Here is an 11428-nt window from a genome sequence, read left to right as displayed (position 1 = left end):
TGTGCTGGTGAGAGGAAGCTTTCACAACGGTCGGGGGGCCTGACAGTCATCGCTGTCATGACTCCGGTGTACGGCCGGACATGCGGAACGCATGCCTCCCGCACGCTCGCGCGCAGCGTTCGGGCATGCGGAACGCACATCCTCCGGGGAGCGCCGCCGCGCGGATCGCACCGGCGGCGGCCGGCCGCCGCGCGCCCGGAGCCCCCTCAGTGTGGTTGGCGGTGATGCCGAGACGTCTCCCCTGCTGCGCCGGCCGGGGCCCGAGCGTGGGCTTGCGGCCCGCGGAGGCTTTCGTGGTCACGCATCGGGCCGCGTCTCTCGTCCAGCGCGGTCAGGAGACGGCCTTGTCGAGGATGTCGGCGAGTTCGGTGGGTGCGGACAGCATCGGCCAGTGCCCGGTGGGCAGTTCGAAGCGCCGCCACGGCGGCTGCTTCAGATACGCCAGCATCGGTGTCCCGGCATCCAGCAGGCCCATGAAGTCATGACAGGTGATCAGGACACGGTCCACACCGGCCCCGGGCTCGGTCGGGCCGGCGAGGCGCTGGGTGTAGGTGCCGAACGGGTGAGGGGTGGCACGCGAGCACAGAGCGTCCCGCTGTCCCTCACCGAGCCCGACGAGGCTTCCGGACAGACCCAGGACCTCGAACGGCGGCATCGGCAGCCGCCACCCGTCGCCGGAGGCGGAGACCTGCCGGTTCAGCTGGTCCGCCGCCTCCGGCGGCATGAGGTCGAGCATGCACATGCCTGCGGTGAACGGGGCGCTGTCCACGTAGATCACGCGCTCCAGCCGGTCGACGAGACGCCCGGCCGCCCCGGTGACCGGGGCAGCCGCGTAGCTGTGGGCGACCAGCGTGACGTCGCGCAGACCGTTCTCCTCGATGAAGCCGGCGATGTCCGCGATGTGCGTGTTCAGGTCCGTCTCGGGTCCGCCCTGACCTGCGCGCTCGGCCAGGCCTGTCAGCGTGAGCGGCAGCGCCGTGTGGCCGTTCTCCCGCAGAGTGCGGGCGGTGTCTTCCCAGGCCCACGCGCCGAGCCAGGCGCCGGGAACGAGTACGAAGGTGGCCATGCGATCTCCCTGATGTGAGGTGCTGTCGGGAGCGTAGAGTTGATACAGGACATTTTCCGCCCTGAAATGCCGAGTGATCCATGTCGCATCCCCTCACCCGTGTTCTGACCCTGCTGGAACTCCTCCAGTCCCACGCCCGACTCACCGGGGCAGAGTTGGCGGACCGTCTGGACACCGACGTCCGCACGGTGCGCCGGTACATGTCCCACCTGCGGGAACTGGGCATCCCCGTGGAAGCCGAACGCGGACGCCACGGCGGCTACCGACTGGCCCGCGGCTACCGGATGCCACCCCTGGTCCTCACCAACGACGAGGCCCTCGCCGTCGTCCTGGGTCTGCTCGCCGCGGAACGCCTGGGCATGAGCACGGCCGCACCGGCCAGCGCCGGCGCCCTGGCCAAGATCGAGCGGGTGCTCCCGCACGCCACGCGCGAACCGCTCGCCGCCATGCGGGAGGCCCTCTCGTTCACCGCCAACGCCGTGATCGGGCAGGCACCCGGGACCGGCGTCCTGCTGGCCCTGGCCCAGGCCTCCCGCGCCAGCACGACCGTCGGCATCAGCCACCGGTCCTGGCGGCAGGAGCAGACCGAACGCGACATCGACCCCTACGGCGTCGTCTTCCACACCGGCCGCTGGTACGCCGTCGGCCACGACCACCTCCGCGACAGCCTGCGGACCTTCCGCATCGACCGCATCGCCTCCGTCGCCCCCCGAGCCGACAGCTTCACCGCACCCGACGGCTTCGATCCCGTCGCCCACCTGACCTCCACCCTGGCCCAGGGCCCCTACCGCTGGCAGGTCGAGGTGACGATCCACGGCCCCCTCGACGAGATCGCCCGCCGACTGCCCCGATCAGCGGTCACCCTCACCGCCCAGCCCGCCGGCGTCCTCATGCACGCACGAGCAGACCGGCTGGACGGCATGGCACACCTGCTCGCCTCCCTGGAATGGCCCTTCACCATCCACCACCCCGACGAACTGCGACAGGCCCTCAAGGACCTCGCCGCCCAGCTCACCGCAGCCGCTCAACGGCGACCGGAAGAACCGTCGCGGTAAATACCGGATTCACCGCGGCAGTTCGGGAAGGGCGAGGTCATCCCGTTACCCCCTTGGCGCACATCTCGGTCACACCCCAACAGCGGTCCGGTGGGCGGAGGGTCGCCATGGTCACAGCTCCGCCGCACCCTCAGAAATCAATCCTTAGGTTAGGCTAAGCTAAGTTCCTGTCGGGCGGGGTGACGGTCACCGCGTGTCACCAGCGATCGAAAGAGAAGATTCCTGAGATGACCTTCGGCGTGGCTGTTGCGGGCGCGAGTGGTTACGCCGGGGGTGAGATTCTGCGACTGCTGGCGGCCCACCCCGAGGTGGAGATCGGCACCCTGACCGCCCACAGCAGCGCGGGCCGCCCCCTGAGCGAGGTGCAGCCCCAACTGGGGGCCCTCCACAACCGCTTGCTCGTGGAGACCTCGGCCGAGTCGCTGGCCGGGCACGATGTCGTGTTCCTCGCGCTGCCCCACGGGCAGTCGGCGGAGCTGGCCGGGCGGCTCGGCGACTCCACTCTGGTGGTGGACTGCGGCGCGGACTTCCGGCTGCGGGACCCGGCGGCGTGGGAGACCTTCTACGGCTCGCCGCACGCCGGCGTCTGGCCGTACGGACTCCCCGAACTCCCCGGCTGCCGGGAGGCCTTGCGGGAAACCCGCCGGATCGCCGTGCCCGGCTGCTACCCGACCGCCGTGACGCTCGCGCTCTTCCCCGCGTTCGCCGCCGGGCTGCTGGAACCCGAGGCGGTGATCGTCGCCGCGAGCGGCACATCGGGCGCGGGCCGCGCCGCCAAGCCCCATTTGATCGGCTCCGAGGTGATGGGCTCGATGAGCCCGTACGGAGTCGGCGGCGGCCACCGGCACACCCCCGAGCTGGTCCAGAACCTCTCGGCGGCGGCGGGCGAGGCGGTGACCGTCTCCTTCACCCCGACCCTCGCGCCGATGCCCCGGGGCATCCTCGCCACCTGCTCGGCGCGGGTGCGGGAGGGGGTCCACGAGGTGCGCGCCGCCTATGAGAAGGCCTTCGCCGACGAGCCGTTCGTCCGGCTGCTCCCCGCGGGACGGTGGCCCTCGACCTCGGCCGTACTCGGCTCCAACACCGCCCAGGTGCAGATAGCCCTGGACGAGAGCGCGTGGCGGCTCGTCGCCGTGAGCGCGATCGACAACCTCACCAAGGGCACCGCGGGCGGTGCCGTGCAGAGCATGAACATCGCCCTGGGGCTGCCGGAGACCCTGGGACTTCCCATGAATGGAGTGGCCCCGTGAGTGTCACCGCTGCCCAGGGATTCCTCGCGAGCGGCGTCGCCGCCGGGATCAAGGAGTCCGGAGCCCCGGACGTCGCGCTGGTGGTGAACACCGGACCGTCGCGGGCGGCGGCCGGGGTCTTCACCTCCAACCGGGTCCAGGCCGCCCCGGTGCGCTGGTCGCGCCGGGTGCTGGCGGACGGCCGGCTCTGTGCCGTCGTCCTCAACTCCGGCGGCGCGAACGCCTGCACCGGGCGCGCCGGGCACGAGGACACCCGGCGGACCGCCGAGCTGACCGCCGAGGCGCTCGACGCCGACCCCGACCAGGTGGCCGTATGCTCCACCGGTCTGATCGGCACCCGGCTGCCGATGGACCGGCTCGCCGCGGGCGTCGCCGAGGCCGCGGGACGGCTGACGCCGGACGGCGGCCAGGAGGCGGCCTTCGCCGTCATGACCACCGACTCGGTGCCGAAGACCGCCGCGGTCTCTGCCGACGGCTGGACGGTCGGCGGCATGGCCAAGGGCGCGGGCATGCTCGCCCCCGGCCTCGCCACCATGCTGGCAGTGCTCACCACCGACGCCGACGCCGACGCCGACGCGCTGGACACGGCGCTGCGGGACGCGGTCCGCACCACCTTCGACCGGGTCGACTCCGACGGCTGCATGTCGACCAACGACACCGTGCTGCTGCTGGCGTCCGCCTCCTCGGGCGTCGTCCCGGAGCCGGAGACCTTCGCCCAGGCGGTCCACACCGTCTGTCTCGACCTGGCCCGCCAGCTCGTCGCCGACGCCGAGGGCGCGTCCAAGGAGATAGAGGTCGAGGTCGTCGGCGCGGCCTCCGAGCGGGACGCGGTCGCCGTGGGCCGGTCGGTCGCCAGGAACAACCTCCTCAAGTGCGCGCTGCACGGCGAGGATCCGAACTGGGGCCGGGTGCTCTCGGCCGTCGGCACCACGGACGCCGTCTTCGATCCCGACCGGCTCGATGTGGCGATCAACGGAGTGTGGGTGTGCCGGGACGGCGCGCCCGGCGAGGCCAGGGAGAAGGTCGATCTGTCGGGCCGTCAGATCACCCTCACCATCGATCTGCGCGCCGGCCGGGAGTCCGCCGTGATCTGGACCAACGACCTGACGGCCCAGTACGTCCACGAGAACAGCGCGTACAGCTCGTGAGCGCCCCGGGCCCGCTCCCGGCCGACCCGGCGGGGCCCGCCTCCCGCGCCCGTACGGTGATCGAGGCACTGCCCTGGCTGGAGAGCTTCCGCGACCGTGTCGTCGTCATCAAGTTCGGCGGCAACGCGATGGTGGACGAGGAGCTGAAGGCGGCCTTCGCGCAGGACGTCGTCTCCCTGCGGTACGCGGGGCTGCGCCCGGTCGTCGTCCACGGCGGCGGCCCGCAGATCAGCTCCCTGCTGGGCAGGCTCGATCTGGAGGTCCGCTTCGCGGCGGGCCTGCGGGTCACCACCCCCGAGATCATGGACGTCGTACGGATGGTCCTCGCGGGCCGGGTGCAGCGCGAGATCGTCGGGCTGATCAACGCCCACGGCCCGTTCGCCGTCGGGCTCACCGGCGAGGACGCGCACACCATGACCGCGGTGCGCCGCCCGGCGTGGGTGGACGGCGAACCGGTGGACATCGGGCTGGTCGGCGAGGTGGTCCGGGTCGACCCGGACACCCTGCGGGCGCTGCTCGACGGGGGCCGTATCCCGGTGGTCTCGCCCGTGGCGCGCGGCGAGGACGGCCAGATCTACAACATCAACGCCGATCTGGCGGCCGCCGCGCTGGCGAGCGCGCTGAACGCGGAGAAGCTGGTGATGCTCACCGACGTCGAGGGGCTGTACGCCGACTGGCCGCACAGCACCGAGGTCATCGAGCGGCTGACGGTGAGCGAGCTGGAGAAGCTGCTGCCGGGGCTCGCCAGTGGGATGGTCCCCAAGATGGAGGGCTGTCTGCGCGCGGTGCGCGACGGCGGCGTCCGCATGGCGCATGTGCTCGACGGCCGGGTGCCGCACTCCCTGCTGCTCGAAGTCTTCACCGACGACCGCACCGGCACGACGGTGGTGCCCGACGCCCGGGACCAGGGCCGCCCGAGCACCGGCTCCCCCGCATCAGAGGACGGCAGATGACGACCACCGCGCACCCCGTGCCCGCCGCACACCCCACGCACCCTACGCACCCCGCGCACCCCGCGCACCCCGTGCACCCCACGCCCGCCGACGACGCCGTGGCCCGGCGCGGCGGCACCGCCGATCTGACCCAGCGCTGGCGGGCCGTGATGATGGACAGCTACGGCACTCCCCCGCTGGCGCTGGTCAGGGGCGAGGGCCGCACGGTGTGGGACGCCGACGGCGCCGCCTATCTCGACCTCGTCGGCGGCATCGCGGTCAACGCCCTGGGCCACGCCCACCCCGCCGTCGTCGGCGCGGTGGGCGAGCAGATCGCCCGGCTCGGCCATGTCTCCAATCTGTACGCGGCCGAGCCGCCGGTCGCCCTCGCCGAACGGCTGCTGCGGCTCTCGGGCGGCCGGAGCGGCCGGGTCTTCTTCGCCAACTCCGGCGCGGAGGCCAACGAGGCCGCCTTCAAGATCGCCCGCCGTACCGGGCGGAGGCGGATCGTCGCCGCCGCCGGAGGCTTCCACGGCCGCACCATGGGCGCGCTGGCCCTGACCGGCCAGCCCGCCAAGCGGGACCCGTTCCTGCCGCTGCCCGGCGAGGTGGTCCATGTCCCCTTCGGCGACCCGGCAGCGCTGCGGGAGGCCGTCACCGAGGAGACGGCGGCGGTGCTGCTCGAACCGATCCAGGGCGAGGCCGGGGTGATACCGGCCCGGCCCGGCTATCTCCGGGCGGCCCGGGAGATCACCCGCGACGCGGGCGCGCTGCTGATGCTGGACGAGATCCAGACCGGAATCGGCCGCACCGGCCACTGGTTCGCCCATCAGTCGGATCCGCTGATCGTCCCCGACGTGGTCACCCTCGCCAAGGGGCTCGGCGGCGGACTGCCGATCGGCGCGGTGCTCGCCTTCGGGGCCGCGGGCGAGCTGCTCACCCCGGGCCAGCACGGCTCCACCTTCGGCGGCAACCCCGTGGCCTGCGCCGCCGCGCTCGCGGTCCTCGACACCATCGAGGCCGACGGTCTGCTCGACCATGTCCGGCGGGTCGGCGAGCGACTGCGGCGCTCCGTCCTCGCCATGGACCACCCCCGGGTGCGCCAGGTGCGGGGCGCCGGGCTCCTCCTCGGCATCGCGCTCACCGAACCGGTGGCCGCCCGGGCCGCGCTCGCCGCCCAGCACGCCGGATTCCTGGTCAACGCGACCGGCCCGGACCTGCTGCGCCTCGCGCCCGCGCTGACCCTCACCGCCCAGGAGGCCGACGCGTTCGTCGCGGCGCTGCCCGAGATCCTCGGCACCCCCGGCTGACACCGCCGTACCCGACGGACCCCCACACCGCCCGCCGGCTCATCACCCCCCGAGCCGGCCCCCACCCAGTAAGGACGAGCATGTCGGCAGGGCACGCGAGCACCGCACAGCAGGAGACCACCCCCACCCAGGACCTGGTGGGCATAGGCTTCGGCCCGGCCAATCTCGCACTGGCCATAGCCATCGCGGAGCACAACGGGCAGTGCGCCCCCGGGCAGACGGTCTCCTCGGCCTTCGTGGAGCGCCAGGGCGACTTCGGCTGGCACCAGGGCATGCTGCTGGAGGGCGCCACCATGCAGGTGTCGTTCCTCAAGGACCTCGCCACCATGCGCGACCCCGGCAGCCGCTTCACCTTCCTGCGCTACCTCCACGATCGGGGCCGGCTCGCCGACTTCATCAACCAGAAGAGCTTCTTCCCCACCCGGGTCGAGTTCCACGACTATCTGCGCTGGTGCGCGGCGTCCTTCGCGGACCGGGTGTCCTACGGGCGGGAGGCGGTCGCCGTCCGTCCCGTCGAGCGCGGAGGGCTGGTGGAGAGCTTCGACGTACTCAGCCGCCCGGCGGACGGCGCGGGCGGTACGGGCGGCGCGGGCGGTACGGGGGTCGAGGGCGGCGCGGGCCGGGTGGTGCGGGCCCGCAATGTGGTCCTGGGCACCGGGCTGCGGCCCCGGCTCCCGCAGGGCATCACCGCGGGCGAACACGTCTGGCACAACCGCGATCTGCTCTTCCGCGCCCCCGGGCTGAAGAAGCGGCCCCACCGCAGATTCACCGTCGTGGGCGCGGGCCAGTCGGCGGCCGAGACCGCCGACTATCTCCACCGCACCTTCCCCGACGCCGAGATCTGCGCCGTCTTCACCCGCTACGGCTACAGCCCGGCCGACGACAGCCCCTTCGCCAACCGGATCTTCGACCCCTCGGCCGTGGACGACTTCTACGACGCCCCCGAGGACGCCAAGCAGGCACTGCTCGGCTACCACGGCAACACCAACTACTCGGTGGTCGACGGCGATCTCATCGAACAGCTCTACCGCACGGTCTACCAGGAGAAGGTCGCGGGCGCGCAGCGGCTGCGGATCCTCAACACCCGCGAGCTGACCGGCGTCGAGGAACTGCCCGACGGGGCGCGGGCGGTGGTGCGCTCCCTCACCACCAAGGAGCTGATCACCCTCGACTCCGACGCGGTGGTACTGGCCACCGGCTACCGCCCCTGCGACCCGCGCGAGCTGCTCGGGCCGCTCGCCGACGAGTGCCTCACCGACGGACAGGGCAGGCTGCGCATCGACCGGGACCACCGGGTGCGGATGTCGGACCGGGTGCGCGGCGGCGTCTACCTCCAGGGCGCGGGCACCGAGCACACCCACGGCATCACCTCCTCGCTGCTCTCGACGCTCGCCGTGCGCTCCGGCGAGATCCGCGACTCGCTGCTGCTGCGCCGCGCGGGGAGCGAGGAACTGGACCGGCTGGACCGGCTGGGCGCGGACCTCGGCGAGGCCGCGGGCAGCGTCGCCGCGCACAGCGGCTGAGGGCGGCCGGGACGATGTCAGAGACGATCCTCCGGGGCCCCGCGCCGGTCCCCGGCGACCCGGCCGGCGCGGAGCCGCTCGAACTCACCGAGGCCCAGGCCGAGGTGCTCGCCGCCCAGCGCGCCGCCCCCGACAACGCCGCCCACAATGTGGGCCAGTACATCGAGCTGACCGGCCCGCTCGACGTCGCCGCGCTGGAGGGAGCCCTGCGCCACACCCTCGCCGAAGCGGCCGGACTGCACTTCCGGGTACGGGAGAGCGGGGGCGGGCTCGGCCAGGAGCCGGCCGTCTTCGACGCGGGGAGCTGGCGGCTGCCCCGGCTCGACACCTCGGGCGCGGGCGACCCCACGGCCGCCGCCGTGGAGCTGGTGCGCGAGCAGCTCGCCTGCCCGCCCCGGCCGGATCTGCTGTTCGCGCCCCCCGGCCCGGCGGCGGGCCGCGCCGCGCCCTCGCTGACCGGGGCCGTCCTGGTGACCGTGGGGCCCCGGCGGCATCTGCTCTTCCAATACTTCCACCATCTCGCCGTCGACGGCTACGGCCTCTCCCTGCTCACCCGCCGCATCGCCGAGGTGTACACCGCCCGCGTGCGCGGCACCGCGCCGCCCGGCTCGCCCTTCGAACCCGTCGCCGCCCTGGTGGCGGCGGAGCGCGACTACCGGGACTCGGCACGGCAGACGGCCGACCGCGCCCACTGGGCGGCCCGCTACGCCGACGGCCCGAGAGCCGCCTCCTTCGCGGCGGGCTCCGCGCCCGCGTCCGACACCGCGCTGCGCCACACTGCGGTGCTGGACCGCCGGGCGGGCGCGGCGGTCGCCGAGGCGGCCCGGGCCGCCCGGGTCACCTGGGCGGAGGCCGTCGGCGCGGCGCTCGCCGTGCAGCTGCACCGGCACACCGGGACCCCGGAGCCGGTGCTGGCGATGTACGCGATGGCGCGCACCGGGCCGGGGACGCTCCGGGTGCCGGGCATGGCCCTGAACACCCTTCCTCTGCGGCTGCCGCTGACGGGCCGTGACACCTTCGTCGAGGTGCTGGAGCGGACCGGCCGGGAGTTCGCCGCCGTCCGCGCCCATCAGCGGTTCCGGGGCGCCCGGATCGCCCGTGAGCTGTGGCCGGGGCTGCCGGACGAGGACCGGCCGGGACCCGCGCGGCTGCCGGGGCCGCTGCTCAATCTGCGGCCCTTCGACACCGAGCTGGACTTTGCGGGGACGCCCGGCCATGTGGTCACCCTCGCCTCGGGCCCGGTGGACGATCTCTCGCTCTCCGCCGTCCGGTACCCCGACGGGCGGCTGAGGCTCGACTTCGACGCCAACCCGGCGCTGTACGACGTACCGGCGCTCGCCTCTCACGCGGTGCGGTACACGGATCTGCTGCGGCGGCTGTGCGCCGAGCCCGGCCGGCCGCTGTCCGGCTTCGCGCTGCTGGACGAGGAGCGGATCGCGGCCGCCCTGGAGGCCGCCGGGCCCGAGCCGGAGCCCGGGCCCGGGCCGGAGGCGGGGCACGGCACCGGCTCCCGGGGCGAGGAGGAGGGGCCGCTGCCGCTGCTGCCCTCCGCGCACCGGCTGCGGGAGGCGGGCAGGCCGGTGGCGCGGCTCCAGGAGTCCCTGCTGCTGACGGTGGGGCCCGGGCTCGCCGCCGGGCCGCTGCGCCGGGCACTGGCCCTCCTCGCCCGGGAGCAGCCCGCGCTGCGGCTGCGGCTGCACCGGGCGGCGGGGGTCTGGGCGACGGAGATCCTGCCGTCGGCGACGGCTCCGGCCGTGGTGGACCCGTCCACCCTGCGCCGGGTGGACGTCCGGGGCGTCGGCGGCGAGGAGCTGGTCTCCGTCCTCGCGGGCCGGGCCCGCGCGGCGGCGGCGGAGCTGGACCCCGGCACGGGGACTGTGCTGCGCGCGGTCTGGTTCGACGCGGGCCCGGACGCACCCGGCCGGCTGCTGCTCACCGGCCACCGGCTGGCCGTGGACGACGCCTCCTGGCCGCTGGTCGCCGACCGGCTGGCTGCGGTCGCCGCCGCGCTCTCCCAGGGGCACGAGCCACCGGAGGAGACTCCGGGCGGCGGGCTGCGGAGCTGGGCCGCGCACCTGTCCGAGCAGGCCCAGGAGCCGGGCCGGATCGCGGAACTGCCCTACTGGCGCGAGCTGCTCGCCCCCGCCGCCGACGGGCCGGGAGCCGCACCGGACGGGCCCGATGCCCTCGACCGGGTCGACCAGGTCGTCGAGTCCGCGCTGCCGTCCGGTGTCGAACCCGCCCTGCTGGACCGGGCGGTGCTCGGCGCGCTGGCACTGGCGGCACGGGACGAGCCGAGGCTCCGCCCGGACGGCGGCGAGCTGCTGGCTGAGGTGGAGCTGCCCTCCGTACTCCGGCCGGAACGCACGGTCGGCGCGCTGACGCCCGTCCATCCGGTACGGGTCGCCCCGGCCGGGTCCGGAGCGCCGTGGTCCGCCGTACCGGACCACGGCCGGGGGCATGAGCGGCTGCGCCATCTGCATCCGCAGGCGGGGCCGGTGCTGGCCGCCGGGGCACGTCCCGCCGTGCGCTACACGCGCGGCGAATCCTCCCGCCACTGGGCGGAAACGCCCGGCTGGGGCCTCGCGCCGGGGCCCGAGCGGGCCGCCCTGCGGGCAGCGCTGGCCGAGCTGCCCGGCACGGAGCCGCCGGTGCGCGGTGCGCTCGAACTGACCGTGCCGGCAGATGATCAGGACGGAACGGTTCTGCGCTGGCGCTGGGCGGGCAGGCTGTTCACCGGTGAGGAGGCCCTGCGCCTCACCACCCGTATCACCAAGACGATCACGACCCTTGTGACCGGAAACGACACATCTGAGGAGACACCATCATGACCGCCACCAACCCCTTCGAGGACGACGACGCCCAGTACTACGTGCTGGTCAACGACGAGAACCAGCACTCGCTGTGGCCGGTGTTCGCCGAAGTCCCCGCGGGCTGGACCGTGGTGCACGGCGAGGACTCGCGGCAGGCCTGCGCGGAGTACGTCGAGACGCACTGGACCGACATGCGCCCGGCGAGTCTGATCGCCAAGTCCTGAGCCGAACGTAGAGGGGGGGGCCCCGCTCCCCCGGCCGGGCCCCCGCGGTGGCTGGGCGGGGCCCCCCCCCCCCCCCCGACAGTGCGCGGGACGGCCCCGGGGGGCAC

At 74.1% G+C, this 11428-nt stretch carries 9 protein-coding genes; 8 read left to right on the top strand and 1 reads right to left on the bottom strand.

Going from position 1 to position 11428, the window contains the following annotated elements; all coding sequences use genetic code 11:
• Window positions 1-331: 331 nt before the first annotated feature.
• Window positions 332-1066 carry an alpha/beta fold hydrolase gene (locus IE247_RS31510; RefSeq protein WP_190126770.1) on the bottom strand — a complete coding sequence of 245 codons (735 nt, stop codon included), beginning with the start codon at window positions 1064-1066 and terminating at the stop codon, window positions 332-334.
• An 80-nt stretch (window positions 1067-1146) separates the two neighbouring features.
• Here IE247_RS31510 and IE247_RS31505 point away from each other — a divergent pair, with 80 nt between their 5' ends.
• The 8 genes from IE247_RS31505 to IE247_RS31470 all read left to right on the top strand — a co-directional run bounded on the left by IE247_RS31505 (window position 1147) and on the right by IE247_RS31470 (window position 11321).
• Window positions 1147-2121, top strand: a complete 975-nt coding sequence (locus IE247_RS31505) for a helix-turn-helix transcriptional regulator (RefSeq protein ID WP_190126769.1) — start codon at window positions 1147-1149, stop codon at window positions 2119-2121.
• 227 nt (window positions 2122-2348) lie between these two features.
• On the top strand, window positions 2349-3371 hold the full coding sequence (gene argC / locus IE247_RS31500) for an N-acetyl-gamma-glutamyl-phosphate reductase (protein WP_190126768.1): 1023 nt from the start codon (window positions 2349-2351) through the stop codon (window positions 3369-3371).
• On the top strand, window positions 3368-4519 hold the full coding sequence (argJ, locus tag IE247_RS31495) for a bifunctional glutamate N-acetyltransferase/amino-acid acetyltransferase ArgJ (protein WP_190126767.1): 1152 nt from the start codon (window positions 3368-3370) through the stop codon (window positions 4517-4519). Before argC ends, argJ begins: the two co-directional genes overlap by 4 nt.
• Window positions 4516-5472, top strand: a complete 957-nt coding sequence (gene argB / locus IE247_RS31490) for an acetylglutamate kinase (protein WP_229869480.1) — start codon at window positions 4516-4518, stop codon at window positions 5470-5472. The genes argJ and argB overlap by 4 nt, the downstream gene beginning before the upstream one ends.
• Window positions 5469-6761: an acetylornithine transaminase gene (locus IE247_RS31485; RefSeq protein ID WP_190126766.1), complete on the top strand. Its 1293-nt coding sequence runs from the start codon at window positions 5469-5471 to the stop codon at window positions 6759-6761. Before argB ends, IE247_RS31485 begins: the two co-directional genes overlap by 4 nt.
• Before the next feature lie 80 nt (window positions 6762-6841).
• Window positions 6842-8284 (top strand): lysine N(6)-hydroxylase/L-ornithine N(5)-oxygenase family protein, encoded by a 1443-nt coding sequence (locus tag IE247_RS31480; RefSeq protein WP_190126765.1) that lies wholly within the window; start codon window positions 6842-6844, stop codon window positions 8282-8284.
• Between the two features lie 14 nt (window positions 8285-8298).
• Complete coding sequence (locus tag IE247_RS31475; protein WP_190126764.1) at window positions 8299-11115, top strand: condensation domain-containing protein; 2817 nt, start codon at window positions 8299-8301, stop codon at window positions 11113-11115.
• Entirely contained in the window at window positions 11112-11321 is a 210-nt protein-coding gene (locus IE247_RS31470) for an MbtH family protein (RefSeq protein ID WP_190126763.1), read from the top strand. The genes IE247_RS31475 and IE247_RS31470 overlap by 4 nt, the downstream gene beginning before the upstream one ends.
• Window positions 11322-11428: the final 107 nt, after the last annotated feature.

The organism is Streptomyces inusitatus, from assembly GCF_014651115.1.
In the GTDB taxonomy this organism is placed as follows: domain Bacteria; phylum Actinomycetota; class Actinomycetes; order Streptomycetales; family Streptomycetaceae; genus Streptomyces; species Streptomyces amakusaensis.
The sequence above is the reverse complement of the archived record's forward strand: the minus strand, read 5'-3'. Positions and strand labels throughout refer to the sequence as shown.

What these genes read in the sequence shown, in the direction of transcription:
- IE247_RS31510 (WP_190126770.1), bottom strand. Translation starts at nt 1,066, where the DNA reads ATGGCCACCTTCGTACTCGTTCCCGGCGCCTGGCTCGGCGCGTGGGCC.
- IE247_RS31505 (WP_190126769.1), top strand. Translation starts at nt 1,147, where the DNA reads ATGTCGCATCCCCTCACCCGTGTTCTGACCCTGCTGGAACTCCTCCAG.
- argC (WP_190126768.1), top strand. Translation starts at nt 2,349, where the DNA reads ATGACCTTCGGCGTGGCTGTTGCGGGCGCGAGTGGTTACGCCGGGGGT.
- IE247_RS31485 (WP_190126766.1), top strand. Translation starts at nt 5,469, where the DNA reads ATGACGACCACCGCGCACCCCGTGCCCGCCGCACACCCCACGCACCCT.
- IE247_RS31480 (WP_190126765.1), top strand. Translation starts at nt 6,842, where the DNA reads ATGTCGGCAGGGCACGCGAGCACCGCACAGCAGGAGACCACCCCCACC.
- IE247_RS31475 (WP_190126764.1), top strand. Translation starts at nt 8,299, where the DNA reads ATGTCAGAGACGATCCTCCGGGGCCCCGCGCCGGTCCCCGGCGACCCG.
- IE247_RS31470 (WP_190126763.1), top strand. Translation starts at nt 11,112, where the DNA reads ATGACCGCCACCAACCCCTTCGAGGACGACGACGCCCAGTACTACGTG.